This window comes from Pseudomonas sp. McL0111 (assembly GCF_052567255.1).
In genome coordinates this window covers 6,069,574-6,088,548 of the sequence record NZ_CP199585.1, presented here as the reverse complement: position 1 = coordinate 6,088,548, position 18,975 = coordinate 6,069,574, and the positions used below count along the sequence as shown (strand labels likewise).

The 18,975-nt window shown below is 60.2% G+C and carries 21 protein-coding genes and 1 riboswitch; of the genes, 16 read left to right on the top strand and 5 right to left on the bottom strand.

The window, feature by feature from the left end; translation table 11 throughout:
• The first annotated feature begins 72 nt into the window (after positions 1-72).
• Positions 73-609, top strand: a complete 537-nt coding sequence (locus tag ACTWLJ_RS27435; protein ID WP_445179232.1) for a C40 family peptidase — start codon at positions 73-75, stop codon at positions 607-609.
• 133 nt (positions 610-742) lie between these two features.
• Here the strand turns inward: ACTWLJ_RS27435 and ACTWLJ_RS27430 are convergent, their stop codons facing one another.
• Both ACTWLJ_RS27430 and ACTWLJ_RS27425 read right to left on the bottom strand, forming a co-directional pair.
• Positions 743-2,056: a PQQ-dependent sugar dehydrogenase gene (locus ACTWLJ_RS27430; protein ID WP_445179231.1), complete on the bottom strand. Its 1,314-nt coding sequence runs from the start codon at positions 2,054-2,056 to the stop codon at positions 743-745.
• A 66-nt stretch (positions 2,057-2,122) separates the two neighbouring features.
• Positions 2,123-2,707, bottom strand: coding sequence for a hypothetical protein (locus ACTWLJ_RS27425; RefSeq protein ID WP_401217573.1), 585 nt, complete (start codon positions 2,705-2,707; stop codon positions 2,123-2,125).
• 162 nt (positions 2,708-2,869) lie between these two features.
• A riboswitch (cobalamin riboswitch) is annotated at positions 2,870-3,100 on the top strand.
• A gap of 81 nt (positions 3,101-3,181) precedes the next feature.
• Here ACTWLJ_RS27425 and cobO point away from each other — a divergent pair.
• The 14 genes from cobO (at position 3,182) to ACTWLJ_RS27355 (ending at position 15,127) form a co-directional block, all read left to right on the top strand.
• Positions 3,182-3,793, top strand: a complete 612-nt coding sequence (gene cobO / locus ACTWLJ_RS27420; RefSeq protein ID WP_007950401.1) for a cob(I)yrinic acid a,c-diamide adenosyltransferase — start codon at positions 3,182-3,184, stop codon at positions 3,791-3,793.
• A complete protein-coding gene (locus ACTWLJ_RS27415) occupies positions 3,790-5,241 on the top strand; it encodes a cobyrinate a,c-diamide synthase (protein WP_445179230.1) in 1,452 nt (483 codons plus the stop codon). Before cobO ends, ACTWLJ_RS27415 begins: the two co-directional genes overlap by 4 nt.
• Positions 5,238-5,888 carry a 5,6-dimethylbenzimidazole synthase gene (gene bluB, locus ACTWLJ_RS27410; protein ID WP_445179229.1) on the top strand — a complete coding sequence of 217 codons (651 nt, stop codon included), beginning with the start codon at positions 5,238-5,240 and terminating at the stop codon, positions 5,886-5,888. Before ACTWLJ_RS27415 ends, bluB begins: the two co-directional genes overlap by 4 nt.
• Complete coding sequence (gene cbiB / locus ACTWLJ_RS27405; RefSeq protein ID WP_445179228.1) at positions 5,885-6,793, top strand: adenosylcobinamide-phosphate synthase CbiB; 909 nt, start codon at positions 5,885-5,887, stop codon at positions 6,791-6,793. Before bluB ends, cbiB begins: the two co-directional genes overlap by 4 nt.
• The gene (gene cobD / locus ACTWLJ_RS27400; protein WP_445179227.1) at positions 6,786-7,778 is read left to right on the top strand and encodes a threonine-phosphate decarboxylase CobD; all 993 of its coding nucleotides are present in this window, start codon (positions 6,786-6,788) and stop codon (positions 7,776-7,778) included. The genes cbiB and cobD overlap by 8 nt, the downstream gene beginning before the upstream one ends.
• Complete coding sequence (locus ACTWLJ_RS27395; protein WP_445179226.1) at positions 7,775-9,226, top strand: cobyric acid synthase; 1,452 nt, start codon at positions 7,775-7,777, stop codon at positions 9,224-9,226. Before cobD ends, ACTWLJ_RS27395 begins: the two co-directional genes overlap by 4 nt.
• 149 nt (positions 9,227-9,375) lie before the next feature.
• The gene (gene cobU / locus ACTWLJ_RS27390; protein ID WP_445179225.1) at positions 9,376-9,897 is read left to right on the top strand and encodes a bifunctional adenosylcobinamide kinase/adenosylcobinamide-phosphate guanylyltransferase; all 522 of its coding nucleotides are present in this window, start codon (positions 9,376-9,378) and stop codon (positions 9,895-9,897) included.
• Positions 9,894-10,949, top strand: coding sequence for a nicotinate-nucleotide--dimethylbenzimidazole phosphoribosyltransferase (gene cobT, locus ACTWLJ_RS27385; RefSeq protein ID WP_445179224.1), 1,056 nt, complete (start codon positions 9,894-9,896; stop codon positions 10,947-10,949). The genes cobU and cobT overlap by 4 nt, the downstream gene beginning before the upstream one ends.
• Positions 10,946-11,521, top strand: coding sequence for an alpha-ribazole phosphatase family protein (gene cobC, locus ACTWLJ_RS27380; protein WP_445179223.1), 576 nt, complete (start codon positions 10,946-10,948; stop codon positions 11,519-11,521). The genes cobT and cobC overlap by 4 nt, the downstream gene beginning before the upstream one ends.
• 1 nt (position 11,522) lies before the next feature.
• The gene (locus ACTWLJ_RS27375) at positions 11,523-12,257 is read left to right on the top strand and encodes an adenosylcobinamide-GDP ribazoletransferase (protein WP_445179222.1); all 735 of its coding nucleotides are present in this window, start codon (positions 11,523-11,525) and stop codon (positions 12,255-12,257) included.
• A gap of 468 nt (positions 12,258-12,725) precedes the next feature.
• Positions 12,726-13,130 carry a MarR family winged helix-turn-helix transcriptional regulator gene (locus ACTWLJ_RS27370; RefSeq protein ID WP_401217545.1) on the top strand — a complete coding sequence of 135 codons (405 nt, stop codon included), beginning with the start codon at positions 12,726-12,728 and terminating at the stop codon, positions 13,128-13,130.
• A 52-nt stretch (positions 13,131-13,182) separates the two neighbouring features.
• A complete protein-coding gene (locus ACTWLJ_RS27365; protein WP_445179221.1) occupies positions 13,183-14,391 on the top strand; it encodes an MFS transporter in 1,209 nt (402 codons plus the stop codon).
• Positions 14,388-14,513 (top strand): hypothetical protein, encoded by a 126-nt coding sequence (locus ACTWLJ_RS27360; RefSeq protein WP_445179220.1) that lies wholly within the window; start codon positions 14,388-14,390, stop codon positions 14,511-14,513. The genes ACTWLJ_RS27365 and ACTWLJ_RS27360 overlap by 4 nt, the downstream gene beginning before the upstream one ends.
• Before the next feature lie 53 nt (positions 14,514-14,566).
• Entirely contained in the window at positions 14,567-15,127 is a 561-nt protein-coding gene (locus ACTWLJ_RS27355) for a glutathione peroxidase (RefSeq protein ID WP_445179219.1), read from the top strand.
• Positions 15,128-15,208: 81 nt separating this feature from the next.
• On the opposite strand, the gene ACTWLJ_RS27350 is transcribed toward ACTWLJ_RS27355, so the two are convergent.
• The 3 genes from ACTWLJ_RS27350 to ACTWLJ_RS27340 all read right to left on the bottom strand — a co-directional run bounded on the left by ACTWLJ_RS27350 (position 15,209) and on the right by ACTWLJ_RS27340 (position 17,608).
• Positions 15,209-16,480, bottom strand: a complete 1,272-nt coding sequence (locus tag ACTWLJ_RS27350; protein ID WP_445179218.1) for an OmpP1/FadL family transporter — start codon at positions 16,478-16,480, stop codon at positions 15,209-15,211.
• A 147-nt stretch (positions 16,481-16,627) separates the two neighbouring features.
• Positions 16,628-17,110, bottom strand: coding sequence for a hypothetical protein (locus tag ACTWLJ_RS27345; RefSeq protein WP_401217530.1), 483 nt, complete (start codon positions 17,108-17,110; stop codon positions 16,628-16,630).
• Positions 17,111-17,383: 273 nt separating this feature from the next.
• Entirely contained in the window at positions 17,384-17,608 is a 225-nt protein-coding gene (locus ACTWLJ_RS27340) for a hypothetical protein (protein WP_445179217.1), read from the bottom strand.
• Positions 17,609-18,583: 975 nt separating this feature from the next.
• Here ACTWLJ_RS27340 and ACTWLJ_RS27335 point away from each other — a divergent pair.
• Complete coding sequence (locus ACTWLJ_RS27335; protein ID WP_401217527.1) at positions 18,584-18,907, top strand: sel1 repeat family protein; 324 nt, start codon at positions 18,584-18,586, stop codon at positions 18,905-18,907.
• Positions 18,908-18,975: the final 68 nt, after the last annotated feature.

Here is an 18,975-nt window from a genome sequence, read left to right as displayed (position 1 = left end):
TACCCACGCAGGCGGTTTTGTTTTCTGTCCTTCCGGCAGAAAAAGCCGCAGCCAGATCAGGATGTTCTGCTAATGACGATGTCGGCCCGCCTCACATTGATGTTCTTCGCAGCGCTGCTCAGCGCCTGCGCCAGTCGCACGCCGGCGCCAGCGCCTGTGGTTCGCGCTCCCGTGGTGTTCGGTTCCTCCCAGGCTTTTTCTCCTGCCGCTGAAGATGTGCTGTTCCGCGCACTCGGTCTGGTGGGCACGCCTTATCGCTGGGGCGGCAACACACCGGATTCGGGTTTTGATTGCAGTGGCCTGATCGGTTTTGTTTACCGTGATGCTGCCGGCATCAACCTGCCGCGCTCCACACGCGAGCTGATCGTCATGCAGGCACCGAATGTCGGCAAGGAAGGCTTGCAGACCGGCGACCTGATCTTCTTCGCCACCAATGGCGGCTCTCAGGTCAGTCATGCGGGGATCTACGTCGGGGAAGGGCGCTTCGTGCATGCGCCGGCCACTGGCGGCACGGTGAAGCTGGACAGTCTGTCGAAGGCGTATTGGCAGAAGGCTTATCTGAGTGCGAAGCGGGTGTTGCAGCCGGAGCATCTGGCGCATAACCCGTAAATCAACTTGCTCACAGTCCCATGTAGGAGTGAGCCTGCTCGCGATCACGGTGTCACATTCAACATTAGTGTTGATTGATTGACCGCTATCGCTAGCAGGCTAGCTCCCACATTGTTTTATGTCGGGCGCTGGATTATTGAGCGGACGACACCCGCCACACCTTGTTCCCAACGTCATCCGCCACCAGTAAATCCCCTTGCTGGTCGATCACCACGCCTACCGGGCGACCCAGCGCGTTCTCATCCTTGTCGAGGAATCCGGTCAACACATCCACCGGTTGCCCATTCGGTTTGCCCGCTGCAAACGGCACGAAAATCACTTTATAGCCACTGTGCGGTTTACGGTTCCAAGAGCCGTGCTGGCCAATGAATGCGCCTTCCTTGAACTGCGCCGGCAGCGAATTACCTTCGGCGAACGTAAGGCCCAGCGACGCTGTATGCGGGCCGACCGCGTAGTCCGGCGCGATGGCTTTGGCCACCAGATCCAGATTTTGCGGATTCACCCGCACATCGACATGCTGGCCGTAATAGCTGAAGGGCCAGCCGTAGAACGCGCCATCCTTAACCGAGGTGATGTAATCCGGCACCAGGTCGCTGCCGATTTCATCGCGCTCGTTGACCGCCGTCCACAGTGCGCCGCTGGTAGGTTCCCAGGCCAGGCCATTGGGGTTGCGGATGCCCGAGGCGAAGATCCGGTGATTGCCGGTTGCCCGGTCCACTTCCCAAATGGCGGCGCGACCTTGTTCTGCTTCCAGACCATTTTCGCCAACGTTACTGTTCGAGCCGACCGTGACGTACAGCTTGCTGCCGTCCTTGCTGGCGATGACGTTTTTCGTCCAGTGGTGATTAATGGTGCCGCCCGGCAGGTCGGTAACCTTGATCGGTTGCGTCTTGATCTCGGTCGCGCCCGGCTCGTAGCGAAAGCGCAGCAAACGGTCGGTGTCGGCGACGTACAGGTCATTACCGACCAGAGTCATGCCGAACGGTGAATTGAGGTTTTGCAGAAACACGGTGCGGGTCTCGGCCACGCCGTCGTGATCGGCATCGCGCAGCAAGGTGATGCGATTGGCGCTCGGCACGCCGGCCCCTGCCTTGCCCATGACTTTCTTCATCACCCAGCCACGAATGCCGCTGCTGTCGTCGGGTTTCGGCGGAGCATTGGTTTCCGCTACCAGTACGTCACCGTTGGGCAGCACATAAAGCCAGCGCGGATGATCGAGGCCTTCTGCGAATGCAGCGACTTGAGTGCCTGCCGCTGCGGTCGGTTTGCCGCCCTCGGGCCAGCCGATCGCTGGAGCGATGTTTACCGTCGGGATCAGGGTTTTGTTCGGTTCGGGCAGTTTGGGGGACGGGCCGGTGCCGTCGGAGACTTGCAGGCTGGAGGATTCACCACAGGCGGCGAGCCCTCCGGCGAGGGCGATGACGAAAACGAGCTGGGGGTTGCGCATTGCTGATCTTCCCTATGAATGCATTCCTAATCATAGAGGACCACGCAAGCCCGATGGTTCAACTGCTCAACCGCGCGCCTCTTTGAACAGTACGGCGATGCCCGGGTGATAGTTGCCCGCTTCGCTGCGCAATTTGCGGTAGGCGTAGGGGAAGTACCAGGCGACGGCGCAGGTGTGTTCCTTTTGCAGGTCGTCGACCATGTCTTGCAGCTCTTCCGGGCTGGCGCTGTGTTGAGCCTTTTGCGGCGCGACGAACAGGCAGCCGAGCTTCAGATCACTGGCGAAGCTGATGCGTTTGGCATCGCTGGTGATGTCCAGCAACGCTTGGGTCAGGTTCAGATTGTTGACCCGTGGCCAGCGCTGCGTGGCCTGAATGAATGCACGATCCTCGCTGCCGGCGAGAAACAAATCGGCGCGCACATTGCGCTCGCCGTCTTCATTCTGTTTGCGGGTGGCAGTCTGTTCCAGCGTCACCAGTTCGGCCATCCATGCCGCTGCCGAGAGCAAGCCGAGGTTGGCTTTTTCGTCGTGCCAGTAAGGCGTGTCGCTGTCGCCGCGCACGGCGTTGTAACGGTCAATACAGTCAAACCAGCGTTCAAGCACCGGGCGCAGGAATTCCAGGCGCGGATTGCTGATGATCATGCCTTGCATCGTAATCATCCTTATTGTTGTGATGTGCTTTTCAGATAAAGCATGGCTCTTTGATATCACTTGTAACAGTGTGGCACAAGATTGGCGTCAGATAATTGATCGGCGGCAGTTATTCGCCCGATGGCCGCCTCTTTAATTGACGCTCCACCCCCAACCCTCTAACCTTCGCGGCTTGTTTCAGGTGCTCTGTGACCCACGTCGACAGAGTGAAACAGGGAAGCCGGTGAGGGTTGTCTTCAGACGAAGAACAATCACGATCCCGGCGCTGCCCCCGCAACGGTAAATGAGTGAAAACTGCGCATCGAGCCACTGTGTCGAAAGACCCGGGAAGGCGTGCAGACTGGCGAATCGCCGCTCATGAGCCCGGAGACCGGCCTGATCCATCCAGCGGCATCACGGTGGGCGATGCCAGGCTTTTTGCCGTCTATTCTTGTGCCTGCCCGCCGTTATCCAGCCTCAACGGAGAGCTCCCCCATGACTGATTCCCCCGAGCGTGACGAACGCCATCTGGCGCGTATGCAGCGCAAAAAAGCCGTGATCGACGAACGCATCGCCAATTCGCCTGACGAGTGTGGCCTGGTGCTGGTGTTGACCGGCAATGGCAAAGGCAAAAGCAGCTCGGCGTTCGGCATGCTCGCCCGCGCCATGGGCCACGGCATGCAGTGCGGTGTGGTGCAGTTCATCAAGGGCCGCAACAGCACTGGCGAAGAACTGTTCTTCCGCCGCTTTCCCGAGCAGGTGCGTTTTCATGTGATGGGCGAGGGCTTCACCTGGGAAACCCAGGATCGCCAGCGTGATATCGCCGCCGCCGAAGCCGCGTGGGAAGTGTCCCGCGAACTGTTGCGTGATCCATCCATCGGTCTGGTGGTGCTGGATGAGCTGAACATTGCGCTGAAGCACGGTTACCTCGATCTCGATCAGGTGCTCAGCGATTTGCAGGCACGTCCGCCGATGCAGCATGTGATCGTCACCGGGCGTGCGGCCAAACCGGAAATGATCGAGATGGGCGACACGGTCACTGAGATGGGCATGATCAAACACGCCTTCCAGGCTGGCATCAAAGCGCAGAAAGGCGTCGAACTTTGAATCAATCACGTCACTGCCCGGCGGTACTGATTGCCGCGCCGGCCTCCGGTCAGGGCAAGACCACCGTCACCGCAGCATTGGCCCGATTGCACCGCAATCAGGGGCGCAAGGTTCGCGTCTTCAAATGCGGGCCGGATTTTCTCGATCCGATGATTCTCGAGCGCGCCAGCGGTGCGCCGGTCTATCAGTTGGATATGTGGATGGTTGGCGAGCAGGAAAGCCGTCGCCTGTTGTGGGAAGCCGCAGGCGAAGCAGACCTGATCCTGATCGAAGGCGTGATGGGTTTGTTCGACGGTACGCCGTCGAGCGCCGATCTGGCGCGGCATTTTGGTGTGCCGGTGCTCGGCGTGATTGACGGCACTGCCATGGCGCAGACTTTTGGTGCATTGGCATTGGGGCTGGCGCGTTATCAGCCGGACTTGCCGTTCGCCGGAGTGTTGGCCAATCGTGTCGGCACCTTGCGCCATGCGCAACTCCTCGAAGGCAGCCTCACCGAAGGTTTGCGCTGGTACGGCGCACTGTCGCGGGAAACCGGAATCGAACTGCCGAGCCGCCATCTCGGTCTGGTACAGGCCAGTGAGCTTAACGACCTCGACGTGCGCCTCGATGCCGCTGCCGAAGCCTTGGCGAGCAGTTGCGAGGTAGCGCTGCCACCAGCGGTGGAATTCGCCGCGCCGGACGTACTCGTCGCCGAGCCATTGCTGGCTGGCGTGCGCATCGCCGTTGCCCGTGATGAAGCGTTTGCCTTCACCTACGGCGCCAGTCTCGATCTGCTGCGGGCGATGGGCGCTGAATTGAGCTTCTTCTCGCCGATCCGCGATACGCAATTGCCTGATGCCGACAGTCTGTATCTGCCGGGTGGTTACCCGGAATTGCATCATGTTGCGCTAGCGCAGAACACTGCGATGCTCGACGCAATTCGTGCGCATCACGCCGCTGGCAAACCGTTGCTAGCCGAGTGCGGCGGCATGCTTTATCTGCTCGATTCGTTGACTGATGTTGAGGGCACTCGTGCCGAACTGGTCGGCTTGCTGAGCGGCGATGCGGTGATGCAGAAACGTCTGGCGGCGCTGGCGCTGCAAGCGGTGGATTTGCCGGAAGGCTCGTTGCGCGGTCACACCTATCACCATTCGCTGACCACCACCGAACTGACGCCGATTGCCCGGGGGCTGAGCCCGAATGGCGGGCGTGGGGCGGAGGCGGTTTATCGGGATGGGCGGATGACGGCTTCTTACGTGCATTTCTATTTCCCGTCGAATCCTGCGGCTGTCGCGGCACTGTTTGCACCTGGATCCACAATTGCTATCGCTAGCAGGCTAGCTCCCACAGTGGGCGATGTCGTGTCTGAAGAAATCCAATCCCTTGTGGGAAAAGGCAGCCTGGTTGCGGCATTGCCTGAAGAAACCGTACCCCCTGTGGGAGCTGGCTTGCCAGCGATGGGGCCATGACAGACAACGCATTCTCCAAAGACGAACGCGCAGCGGTCTACCGCGCCATCGCCGAACGCCGCGACATGCGCCACTTCACCGGCGGCACCGTCGAGCCCGAGCTGCTGCGCCGCCTGCTGGAAGCCGCCCATCAGGCGCCAAGCGTCGGCCTGATGCAGCCATGGCGCTTCATCCGTATCAACGACCGTGCGCTGCGCGGGCAGATCCAGAATCTGGTGGAAGAAGAACGCATCCGCACCGCCGAAGCCCTCGGCGAGCGCAGCGATGAGTTCATGAAGCTAAAGGTTGAAGGCATCAACGACTGCGCCGAAGTCTTGGTCGCAGCGCTGATGGATGATCGTGAGAAACACATTTTTGGCCGCCGCACGCTGCCGGAAATGGACATGGCCTCGCTTTCCTGCGCGATTCAGAACCTGTGGCTGGCCTCGCGTGCCGAAGGATTGGGCATGGGCTGGGTCTCGCTGTTCGAGCCGCAAGCGCTGGCTGACCTGCTGAAACTGCCGGTCGGGGCCAAGCCGTTGGCAGTGTTGTGCCTGGGACCGGTCAAGGAATTCTATCCGGCGCCGATGCTGGTACTCGAAGGGTGGGCGCAGGCGCGTCCGCTCAATGAGTTGCTGTATGAAAATTATTGGGGAGTGAGTCAATGAGTGTGGCGTTGTTGAGTGTCGCCGCGGTCGCGCTGGATGCGCTGCTGGGTGAACCGAAACGCTGGCATCCGCTGGTGGCGTTCGGCCGTTTTGCCGGACGCATCGAGCAACGTTTCAATGGTGGTGGTCGCGGCTGGCGCAGTCATGGCGTCACCGCGTGGGTGATCGCGGTTGTGCCGCTGACCCTGCTGGCCACCGCGCTTTCGTGGGCGCCTTACGTGGGCTGGGTGGTCGAGATTCTCGCGCTGTATTGCGCCCTCGGCATGCGCAGTCTCGGCGAACATGTCGAGCCGGTGGCCAAGGCCCTGCGCAGCGACGATCTCGAAGAAGCACGCAAGCGCGTCGGTTATCTGGTCAGCCGGCAGACCGATGAACTGGACAGCACTGCGGTCGCCCGCGCCGCCACCGAATCGGTTCTGGAGAACGGTAGCGATGCAGTGTTTGCCGCGCTGTTCTGGTTTGTCGTGGCCGGTGCGCCCGGCGTAGTCCTCTATCGCTTGAGCAATACACTCGACGCCATGTGGGGCTATCGCAACGAACGCTTCGAACGTTTCGGCTGGGCGGCGGCGAAAATCGATGACGTGCTCAACTACATTCCTGCGCGTCTGGTTGCGTTGACCTACGCGCTGCTCGGCAAAACCCGACTCGCTCTGAAGTGCTGGCGTACACAGGCACCGAAATGGGACAGCCCCAACGCCGGTCCGGTGATGGCGGCAGGCGCCGGCGCGCTGGGCGTGGAGTTGGGTGGCCCGGCGATCTATCACGGCGAACTGCATGAGCGTCCGCAACTCGGTGAAGGCGCACCTGCCGATGCTGATTCCATCGACCGTGGCTGGCAATTGGTCCAGCGCGGGGTATGGTTATGGCTGCTGATTCTCTGCGTGGGGGCTGAATTCTATGCTTGAGCACGGTGGCCGGTTGCGCAAGGCTGCACTCGATTACGGGATCGCCGAAGCCGATTGGCTCGACCTGTCCAGCGGTCTGGCGCCGTGGCCGTTTCCCGTGCCGCCGATTCCGTTGCGCGCCTGGGCACGTCTGCCGGAAACCGATGACGGTCTGGAACAGGCCGCGTGCGATTACTACGGTGCAACGCAGGTGCTGCCGGTGGCCGGTTCGCAGATGGCCATTCAGTTGCTGCCGCGTTTGCGTCGCGCCGGCAAGGTTGGTGTGCTGTCACCGTGTTATGCCGAGCATGCGGAGGCCTGGCGCCGCAGCGGTTACATCGTGCGCGAAGTGCTGGAGCAGGAAGTCGAGTTCTTTCTCGACAGCCTCGACGTGCTGGTGGTGGTCAATCCGAACAACCCGACCGGCCTGAGTCTGACCCCGGCGAAGCTGCTCGACTGGCATACGCGGTTGGCCCAGCGCGGCGGTTGGCTGGTGGTCGACGAAGCGTTCATGGACAACACACCGCACCTGAGTCTGGCGCCGTATGCCAATCAGGTCGGGCTGATCATTCTGCGTTCGTTCGGCAAGTTCTTCGGCCTGGCCGGCGTGCGTCTGGGCTTCGTGCTGGCCGAGCGCAAGTTGCTCAAACTGCTCGCCGAGCAGGTCGGTCCGTGGGCGGTCAGCGGGCCGACGCGGGTATTGGGTCAAGCCTGTCTGCAAGACACCGAAGGCCACACCCGGCAACGCGTTCGTAGCGATGAGGCCAGCGAACGCCTGGCGCTGTTGCTGGAGCGCTACGGTTTTAAACCGCAAGGCGGTTGCGCGCTGTTTCAGTGGCTGATCACTGAACACGCGCAAACGCTGCACGACTTTCTGGCCCGGCGCGGCATCCTCGTACGCATCTTCACGCACAACAGCAGTGTGCGTTTCGGACTGCCGGCCGATGCGGCCGAAGAGTCCCGTCTGGAAAAAGCGCTAGAAGCGTTTTGCAAGGAATACCAATGACCACGCTGATGGTGCAGGGCACCACTTCCGATGCCGGTAAAAGCACTTTGGTGACTGCGTTGTGCCGCTGGGCGACCCGTCAGGGCGTCGCGGTGGTGCCGTTCAAGCCGCAGAACATGGCGCTCAACAGCGCGGTGACTGCCGATGGCGGCGAGATCGGTCGCGCCCAGGCCGTGCAGGCGCAAGCGGCGAACCTTGAACCGCACACCGACATGAATCCGGTGCTGCTCAAACCCAATAGCGATACCGGCGCGCAGGTCATCATCCACGGCCGTGCGGTGACCAGCATGAACGCCGTCGCCTATCACGATTACAAAGCCATCGCGATGCAAGCGGTGCTGGCCTCCCATCAGCGCCTCAGCGCCACGTATCCACTGGTGATGGTCGAAGGCGCAGGCTCGCCGGCCGAGATCAATCTGCGTGCAGGCGACATCGCCAACATGGGTTTCGCCGAAGCGGTGGATTGCCCGGTGTTGCTGATTGCCGACATCAACCGGGGAGGGGTTTTCGCCCATTTGGTCGGTACGCTGGAACTGCTTTCGCCGAGTGAGCAGGCGCGGGTCAAGGGCTTCATCATCAACCGTTTTCGTGGCGACATCGCCTTGCTGCAACCGGGCATCGACTGGCTTGAACAGCGCACCGGCAAACCGGTGGTTGGCGTGTTGCCCTATGTGATGGATCTGCATCTGGAAGCCGAGGACGGCATCGACCAGCGCCAGACCGACAAGGCCGAGCAAGTGCTGAAAGTGGTGGTGCCGGTGTTGCCGCGCATCAGCAATCACACCGACTTCGATCCGTTGCGTCTGCATCCTCAGGTCGATCTGCAATTCGTCGGCCCGGGGCAGGCGATTCCTGCGGCGGACCTGATCATCCTGCCGGGTTCGAAAAGCGTACGCAGCGACCTTGCGTATCTGCGCGCTAATGGCTGGGACACCGCCATCAGCCGACATTTGCGCTACGGCGGCAAAGTGCTGGGGATTTGCGGCGGTCTGCAAATGCTCGGCGAGCAGGTGCACGATCCGCTGGGGCTCGAAGGTGCGCCAGGTTCCAGTGCCGGACTGGGTTTGCTCGCGTTTGAGACCAGGCTCGAAGCCGAGAAGCAATTGCGCAACGTGCGTGGGCGCCTGGCGCTGGAAGAGGCCGAGGTCAGCGGTTATGAAATCCATGCGGGCGTGACCATTGGCGCGGCGCTGGAAAATCCTGCAGTGCGGCTGGATGACGGGCGCTGTGACGGTGCGCAAAGTCTCGATGGTCAGATTTTCGGCACCTATCTGCATGGCCTGTTCGAGTCGCCAGCAGCCAGTGCGGCGCTGTTGCGCTGGGCGGGTTTGAGTGATGTGCAGGAAGTGGATTACCACGGGTTGCGCGAGCGCGATATCGAGCGGCTGGCGGATCTGGTGGAGAAGCATCTGGATACTGATCTGTTGCGTCAGCTCTGTGGGATTTGAGTTGCCTGTGCCGGCCTCTTCGCTGGCAAGCCAGCTCCCACAGTTTTCGATATCGGTTGCCAATTTTGTGAACACCTTTGAACCCTGTGGGAGCGGGCTTGCCCGCGAAGAGGCCGGTTGTCTCACTACACATTTTCCTGGATGAATCCATGCTCCAACTGATCCTCGGCGGCGCCCGCTCCGGCAAAAGTCGGCTGGCAGAAAAACTCGCCAGCGACAGCCATCTGGCCGTGACCTACATCGCTACCAGCCAACCGCTGGACGGTGAAATGAGCGACCGCGTCGCCCATCACCGCGCCCGTCGTCCTGCCCAATGGGCACTCATCGAAGAACCACTGGAGCTGGCCCGCGTCCTGCGTGAGAACGCCAGTGCCGAGCGCTGCCTGCTGGTGGATTGCCTGACCCTGTGGCTGACCAATCTGCTGATGCTCGATGACGCCGAACGTCTCGCCGCTGAACGCGAAGCCTTGCTCGACTGCCTGGCGTCTTTGCCGGGGGAAATCATTTTTGTCAGCAACGAGACCGGAATGGGTGTCGTGCCGCTGGGCGAATTGACTCGCCGCTACGTCGATGAAGCCGGTTGGCTGCATCAAGCTCTGGCTGAGCGCTGTCAGCGAGTCGTCCTGACCGTCGCCGGCCTGCCCCTGACTCTGAAAGGATCTGCGCTATGACTCAAACCTGGTGGCTGAACCCGTGCAAACCGGTCGATGCCGACGCCGTTGCACAAGCGGCGGCGCGTCAACAACAACTGACCAAACCGGCCGGCTCCCTCGGTCGCCTGGAAGCGGTGGCGGTGCAACTCGCCGGTTTACAGGGGCAGGTCAAGCCGCAGCTAAGTCAGCTGTGGATCGCGATTTTTGCCGGTGACCATGGCGTGGTGGCTGAGGGGGTTTCGGCATTTCCGCAGGAAGTCACCGGGCAGATGCTGCTCAACTTCGTCAGCGGCGGTGCGGCGATCAGCGTATTGGCGCGACAGCTCGGCGCAGAGCTGGAAGTGGTCGATCTCGGCACCGTGACGTCGACCCTGAACCTGCCGGGTGTACGCCATCTGAACATCGGCCCGGGCACGGCGAATTTCGTCAAAGGCGCGGCGATGACTCAAGTGCAGGGCGAACTCGCCTTGCAGGCCGGCCGCGACAGCGTGCTGCGGGCGAAAGCCGCCGGTGCGCAGTTGTTCATCGGCGGTGAAATGGGCATCGGCAATACCACCGCCGCCAGTGCGCTGGCCTGTGCCTTGCTCGATTGCCCGGTGCTGCATCTGACCGGCCCGGGCACCGGACTGAATGCCGAGGGCGTCAGCCACAAGGCGCAAGTAATCGAACGTGCGTTGGCGTTGCATGCCGCGCAGCGCGGTGATGCGCTGCAAACCCTGTTCAACCTCGGTGGTTTCGAAATCGCGGCACTGGTTGGCGCCTATCTGGCTTGTGCTCAGGAAGGCGTCGCGGTGCTGGTGGATGGTTTTATCTGCACCGTCGCGGCGTTGGTCTCCGTGCGCTTGAATCCGGCCTGCCGCGAGTGGCTGCTGTTCGGCCATCGTGGTGCCGAGCCGGGTCATCGGCATGTGCTTGAAGCCCTCGGCGCCGAGCCGTTGCTGGAACTCGGTCTGCGTCTGGGCGAGGGCAGCGGTGCGGCGCTGGCGGTGCCGTTGTTGCGTCTGGCGTGCGATCTGCACGGGCAGATGGCGACGTTTGCTGAAGCCGCAGTGGCGGATCGTCCGGCATGACTTTGCGCCTGGATCTGCTGCGTCACGGTGAGACCGAACTGGGTGGTGGCCTGCGCGGCAGTCTCGATGATGCGCTCACCGAAAAGGGCTGGGCGCAGATGCGTGACGCGGTGATCGCGGGCGGGCCGTGGGATCGCTTGATCAGTTCGCCATTGCAGCGCTGCGCGCGGTTTGCCGCCGAGCTGGGCGACAAGTTGAATCTGTCGGTGCATCTGGACAAGGATCTGCAAGAGCTGCATTTCGGTGCCTGGGAAGGGCAGAGCGCGGCGGCGTTAATGGAAACTGACGCCGAAGCGTTAGGGCTGTTCTGGGCTGACCCGTATGGGTTCACGCCGCCGCAGGGCGAGCCAGTCAGCGACTTTTCCGTGCGGGTGCTCGCCGCTGTTGCGCGATTGCATCAGGCGTATGCCGGTGAGCGAGTGTTGTTGATCAGTCATGGCGGGGTCATGCGCCTATTGTTGGCGCAGGCGCGAGGGTTGCCACGCGAGCAACTGCTTAACGTCGAAGTCGGCCATGGTGCGCTGTTCGGGCTGACGGTCGAAGCCGATGGCTTGCTCAAGGAGCGTTGCTGAGATGTTGCCGCTGTGGATCGCCCTGCAATTTCTCAGCAGTCTGCCGATTCGTCTGCCGGGCATGCCGGCGCCGGAGCAACTTGGGCGCTCGTTGCTGTTTTATCCGCTGGTGGGATTGCTGTTCGGGGTGATTCTCTGGGCGTTGAATCTGCTGCTGTCCGGTGCACCGTTGCTGTTGCATGCCGCGTTGTTGCTGACGGTTTGGGTATTGCTCAGCGGCGCGCTGCACCTTGATGGTCTGGCCGACAGCGCTGATGCCTGGCTCGGCGGTTTTGGTGATCGCGAGCGTACGCTGACGATCATGAAAGATCCGCGCAGCGGGCCGATTGCCGTGGTGACATTGGCGTTGGTGTTGTTGCTCAAGTTCACCGCGCTGGTGGCGTTAATCGAACAGCAGCAAGGGCTGGCGTTGATCATTGTGCCGCTGATCGGGCGTGCGGCGTTGCTCGCAGTGTTTCTGACGACGCCGTACGTGCGGCCTGGCGGATTGGGTCAGGCATTGGCCGATCATCTGCCGCGCAAGGCTGGATGGCGGGTGCTGGCTTTTAGCGCGTTGGGTTGTCTGCTGATTGCAGGGTTCCAGGCGATGGTTGCGCTGGTTGTCGCGTTCGGGGTGTTTGTCTGGTTGCGGCAGGTGATGGTGCGGCGTCTCGGCGGGACTACGGGCGATACGGCGGGGGCGTTGCTGGAGTTGCTGGAAGTGGCGGTACTGGTGGGGTTGGTGCTGGCCAGATAGAGCGTCGTTGAATGTTCTGGCGTCTTCGCTGGCAAGCCGGCCCCCACAGGTATTCAGGGCGTTTGCAGATTTTGTGAACACTTGCAGAAACTGTGGGAGCTGGCGGTGTTGGTGGGGGTGGTGTTGGTCAGATAGAGCGTCGTTGAATGTTCTGGCGTCTTCGCTGGCAAGCCAGCTCCCACAGGTATTCGGGGCGTTTGCAGATTTTGTGAACACTTGCAAAAACGGTGGGAGATGGCGGTGCTGGTGGGGGTGGTGTTGGTCAGATAGAGCGTCGTTGAATGTTCTGGCGTCTTCGCTGGCAAGCCGGCCCCCACAGGTATTCAGGGCGTTTGCAGATTTTGTGAACACTTGTAGAAACTGTGGGAGCTGGCTTGCCAGCGATGGCGGTGTGTCAGGTGCCACAAACCTTATTGATAAACTCATGTGTAACTTGATTTAACACAGTCGCGGGTATATACACGCATCATGCTTACTTCTCAGTGTTTGTGCACCAACCTGCGTCGCGCCGCTCGTGGCGTCAGCAGGCATTACGACGGCGCTCTCGACGGCTTCGGGATCAACGTTGCCCAGTATTCTCTGCTGTGCAATTTGCAGCGGCTGGATCAACCGAGCATTTCCGAACTGGCCGAAGCCATGGGTCTCGATCGCAGCACGCTGGGGCGCAATCTGCGGGTGCTGGAAGGCGAAGGGCTGGTGGCGCTGGCCGAGGGCGAAGACATGCGCAACCGCATCGTCAGGCTCACCGAGACCGGTGCGCAACGTCTGGCAGCGGCTCTGCCAGCCTGGGAAGCGGCACAACAGCGGTTGATCGACCGACTGGGTGCCGAGAAGCGTGAAACCTTGCTGAGACTCTTGGACGAACTGGCCTGAGGCCGGTTTTTCCGACATTAAGCGGGTATATACCCGTGTGCGGAGAATAACAATGACATCGATGTGGCGTACGTGCGGTTGGGTGTTGCTGGGAAGTGCGCTGATTCTGGCCTTGTCATTGGGTGTGCGGCACGGCTTCGGCCTGTTCCTGTCGCCGATGAGCGCACAGTTTGGCTGGGGTCGTGAGGTGTTCGCCTTCGCGATTGCCTTGCAGAACCTGATCTGGGGCCTGGCGCAGCCGTTTACCGGCGCATTGGCCGACCGTTTCGGCGCGGCAAAAGTGGTGCTGATCGGCGGTGTGCTGTACGCCGTGGGTCTGGTGTGCATGGGGCTGTCGGACTCGGCTGTTACGCTGTCCTTGAGCGCCGGTTTGCTGATTGGTATCGGCCTGTCCGGCACCTCGTTCTCGGTGATCCTCGGCGTGGTTGGCCGCGCTGTACCGCCAGAGAAACGCAGCATGGGCATGGGCATCGCCAGTGCCGCCGGTTCTTTCGGTCAGTTTGCGATGTTGCCCGGCACGCTGGGTCTGATCGGCTGGCTCGGCTGGTCGGCGGCGTTGCTGGTGCTGGGCCTGTTGGTGGCGCTGATCGTGCCGCTGGTGAGTATGCTCAAGGACAAACCGCTGCCGGTGCTCGGTCATGAGCAGACGTTGTCTGAAGCGCTGCGCGAAGCCTGTTCGCATTCCGGTTTCTGGCTGCTGGCCTTCGGTTTTTTCGTCTGCGGATTTCAAGTGGTATTTATCGGCGTGCACTTGCCGGCTTATCTGGTCGATCAGCATCTACCCGCCAGCGTCGGTACCACGGTGCTGGCGCTGATCGGCTTGTTCAATATCTACGGCACTTATACCGCTGGCTGGCTCGGCGGACGCATGTCCAAGCCGCGTCTGTTGACCGGTCTGTATCTGTTGCGGGCGGTGGTGATCGGGCTGTTCCTGTGGTTGCCGGTCACTACGACATCGGCCTATGTGTTTGGTATGGCGATGGGCTTCTTGTGGCTGTCGACGGTACCGTTGACCAACGGCACCGTGGCGACCTTGTTTGGCGTGCGAAATCTGTCCATGCTCGGTGGCATCGTGTTCCTGTTCCATCAGCTCGGATCGTTCCTCGGCGGCTGGCTGGGCGGGGTGGTGTATGACCGAACCGGGAGTTATGACTTGATCTGGCAAGTGGCGATTCTCTTGAGTCTGCTGGCGGCGGCGCTGAACTGGCCGGTGCGCGAGCGTCCGGTGGCGCGTCTGCAAGCGGCTGTGAGCCCTGCATGAGCGGCATCTGGCCGCGAATCGTCCTCAGCGTACTTGGCGCCGCTTTGCTGGCGCTGGTGTGGTGGGGCTGGCATCAGGGCGGCCTGGCGTTGATGCAGTTGGGTGTGGGCGCTTGCTTGTAGGCTTTGATGGCGAGTAACGTCGGGGTCTGATGATTTCTCAAGGATGCCCCGACATGCTGATGCGCTGGTGTGCTGTTCCCGCGTTGCTGATGGCGTTGACCGGACTGGCCCAGGCCGCAGACTGTCCGGAAGTGCTGCAAGGCTCGCTGCCGAAATTGCGCGCCAAGGAGTCCGTCGATCTTTGCCAGCGTTATGCCGGCAAACCGCTGGTGGTGGTCAATACCGCGAGCTTTTGTGGTTTTGCTCCGCAATTCGAAGGCCTTGAAGCCCTCAACCAGCACTACAAGGCACAAGGGCTGGAAATGCTCGGAGTGCCCTCGAATGACTTCAAGCAAGAGTCCAAGGACAGCGCCGAGACCGCCAAGGTCTGCTACGCAAACTACGGCGTGACCTTCACCATGACCGAGCCGCAAAAAGTCCGTGGTTCTGACGCCACCCACTTGTTTCAGGTACTGGCGAAGCAGAGCAGTGCGCCGAAGTGGAATTTCTACAAGTACGTGATCGACCGTCAGGGCAATGTCGTCGCCAACTTCTCCAGTCTGACGAAACCTGATGATCCAGAGTTTCTGGCGGCCATCGAGAAGGCCATCGCCTCGAAACCCTTGGCCCAGTAACTGTCAGCTACAAAAAAGCCCCGCTCTCTTCGCAGAGGCGGGGCTTTTTGGTGGGCGAGGGGTTAGCCTCGCCACTCAACATCAGAAGCGGTAGGTTGCACCTACACCGAAACCGTTTGCCGAGTTTTCATACTTGGAGTTGTAGGTCTGGCCGCGATCGTTTTCGTTGCGGATGTTGACTGCCTCTTCCTTCAAGTACGAGTACGCGACGTCGATGGTCAGGTCTTCGGTTGGGCTCCAGCCGGCACCGACGCTGAAAATCGTACGGTCGCCAGTAGGGATGCGTGGCGAACGGTCGACGTTGTTGGTCGGCGACTGGTCGAAGCTCAGACCGGTGCGCAGTACCCATTCCTTGTTCAACTGGTAGGAAGTACCGATGGCGTAAGCCCAGGTGTCATGCCAGTTCTGTTCTTCGGTAATCTGGCCAAACTGACCGGCCAACAGAGGCTGTACGCCGGAGTTGTTGACGGTGATTTTTTCCAGTTGGCTCCAACGGGTCCAGGTGGTACCGGCATAGGCGGTCCACTTGTCGTTGAGCACTTGAGTCACCGAGAAGTCCACGGATTCAGGCGTGGTGATCTTCAGCGAAGCGTCGTACTTCTGGTTGGCGCCCAGACCGACTGCGGCGAGTGCGCCGTAATTGACCTTGGTGTTGCCTTCCAGCTTGTAGTCGACTTTCGAGTGGTAAGTCAGACCCAGGCGAGTGGTGTCGGTCGCTTGTACCAGTACACCGACGTTATAGCCCAGTGCAGTGTCGTCACCCTTGATCTTGACCTTGCCGTCCGGCAGAGCCTGGGTGATCGACAGGTTCGATTCCAGCGTGCCGTCGATACGGTTGATGGTCGGACCGAAACCAATCGACACGACGTCGTTGAACTTGTAGCTGACGGTTGGCTGGAAGGTGATGACTTGTACTTCGGACTTGCTGCCGAAGTAACGGCCGGCAAAGCCGCTTTCGTAGTCGGTAATCAGGCCGAACGGTACATACACGCCCAGGCCGAATGCCCAGTGCTCGTCGATCGGTTTGACGTAGAAGCCCATAGGTATGGAGGTGAAGGGCACCATGTCGCCTTTGTTGCTGCCGCCGTTAGGGCTGGAGCTGGCGTCGCTGATATCGGTTTTCGCGTCGAGAAACGCAACACCACCGGTGACTTGTTCGCGCGTGATGCGCGACATGCCGGCAGGGTTGCCATAAACAGTGCTTGCGTCGTCGGCAGAAGAAGAGCGCCCTGCGTAACCAGTCCCCATCCCGCTAATGCTGTGTTCGTTGATGGCAAAGCCAGCTGCGAAAATCTGGGTGGATGCCATGGCAACGGCGAGGCTAATGGTGGATTTGAGCATTACTTTTTTCATTATTAGAACTCCTGGTGATCACCGGGGCGAAAATTACCAAGATTTTCGTCCCAGCGCTATAGTCCGTATAGCTTGAGTTAGAGCGGTTTTGTAGGACAATTCGACAATGTTCCTGACCTGTTGGACGATCTTTGCAAAACTGCCAGGTCAACATGCGACCTGATTCAGCGGTGAAACACAGGTTTGCCATGCATAAGTGAAATCGCGCAGGCGACCCTGGGGCTGAAAAGTCTGGCGCCAGATTCTGGCCATGCCCAGCAGATCATCGGCGTCGGGGAGGGGAGTGTTCTGTTCTTCAATCAGCAGCCAGGCAATAGCGGTGGCGTAACGCAGATTGACGGTCAATTCCAGGTGCGGTCCGCTGAGAAATGCATGCTGGCTGGCGAGACCGCGAACCAGGCTGGCACGCTCAGGATCAAGCGCCAGGTAATGATCCCAGAGTGCCTGATGGCGTTGTTCGGCAATCCGGTAGAGGCCGTGGCCACGGCGGTCATGCAGGGCGGAACCGAGGGCTGACTGGCTGGCGGCGACGCCCAGCAACAGGGATTCGGCAGTTGCGCAGTGGCGTCCCAGATAAATCAGTGTGGGGCGGATCACGTAGCGGCACAGTTCGCTGGCAGCGATACCCATAAAGCCCTCGATTTCTTGTAATGGTGGCGAAACCTGAAGGGGCCTTGGCAGCAGTGGATCGAGTCAGGTTCGCCGCAAGCGGGTCAAGCCGCTTGAGTTGAAGTGTAGTGTCATCTTGGTGATGTAAAGGCCTGTTTTTAAAATATTTCCGGCCAGGAGGGAAAACCGTTATATCGGAAGGTGCTTAAGCGCGAACGGTTAAAAGTGAAACATCGGGCAATAAAAAGCCCCGCTTGATTGGCGGGGCTTTGGGTTTTGCAGCCTTTTCGGCTTTCAGGCAACCAGTGCCTGACGGGTGCGATCGATCACGGCCTGCAGCGGTTCAGCGCTGGAGTATTGATCGGGGTACAAACGCTCGCTGTGGCGGGCGATCCCGTGTTCGTTGACGATAGTGAAGCTAAAGCAGCCTTTGCGAGCGGCCATGATCAGGCAGTTCATTGGAGCAAAAGCGTTGGTTAGGGTGCGAATGGCATCCTGAGTGTGGATTTGAGTAGACATAGTTATTAGGTGTTCCTACAAATGACACGGATAAGAACCGTGCAACGTTAAAACGTTCCAGTAACGACGACCACCATTGGTCGAACGAAGAACCCGACTGGAACAAAGCAGCCAGTTTGAAGCGCTGATAAGTTGGCGCGCTTGGGCTGGCAGGTAGGTACTTAGGAGGGCAGGCAGCACATCAAGGGCAAAGGTTCTGGGCCCGGGGTGAAGATCCTGATCAATTTGCAGGTTGGTTCGGTCAGAGTAAGTGTTCTTCGCAACACCCTTTGCATTCGATTCAAAGGCTGTGTTGGCGCAAGATTTACCTGGAAACCATCTAGAGGTCGCTCCCGCTTTGTCGGTGCAGGCTTCTCTTGGAGAAGTGACCGAGGGGGAGATGTTCGACCGGAATTGACTTTCAGCTTGGTACTAACGCCGCGGATACTAACGGAACAGAATCTGTAATGCAAACCCTCAGCTGAAATAGTTTGCTCAAGCCTTCCGGTGTGTCCCCTTAATCCGCTACAGCTCCACCTGAACCGCCCCGAATTGGTTCAGGTTTCGACCACCGGTCGCGCCAGCCATCGGAACCCGAACAGCCTCCGGAGCTGGTTATCCCCAGACGAGCTGTGAAAACGACCCGAAAAAGCGCATCGATATAACCGGGTAACAGGTACTTGTGCACATTAGTTGCGCAAGCTGTCACGGCACTGTCATATCGATCCTGACCCTGATGGCTGCCTGCAACGAAAGTTTAAGTCAATGAAAAACATCGGTTTTTTTTGTTGGTGAAAAAATCGTCAGTTTGACTGCGAGCCCCATTCCACAAGGGTTTGCGCGAGTTCAAGGGCGGTTGTCCACTGACTTATCCACAGCTTCTGTGGATTGTCCCGAGCGCTTGCTCTAGCACGGGCGTGCCGGGTTTTTTTAGACTTTACCTGTAGGAAAAAGAGAGTAGAGTGGCGCGCCTTCCGATCTGCCCCACAGTGCTTTATGAAGTTTCGCTCAGTATCAGACTCTGTTACCGCTACTCCCTCCAGTGTTACCTCTCCCAAGCGTTTTTCCGTGCGAGTGGCTGAATGGCTGCTGGATACTCCGCGCCTGGGCGATAGCCAAAATGCCAAGCACCTTGCCGGCCGCCTGCTCAAGCAACCCGCTCGCGAAGGCGTGGTGGTCGCTCAAAGCCGCCTCGGCCAGTTGATGTGCCGTGAGTGCGGCAACGCCCGCGATCGCCGGATCGGCCAGGACCTGCTGCGTCAAGCTGCGCGTGCCGGTGACCTGCGTGCGCAACAGGAACTCGGTCTGCTCGAAGACTGAGCTGTCCAAGACCTGACGCCTTGGTTAACCTTCAGGCTTTATCTGATCGGCAGGAGTCGCTATGGCTA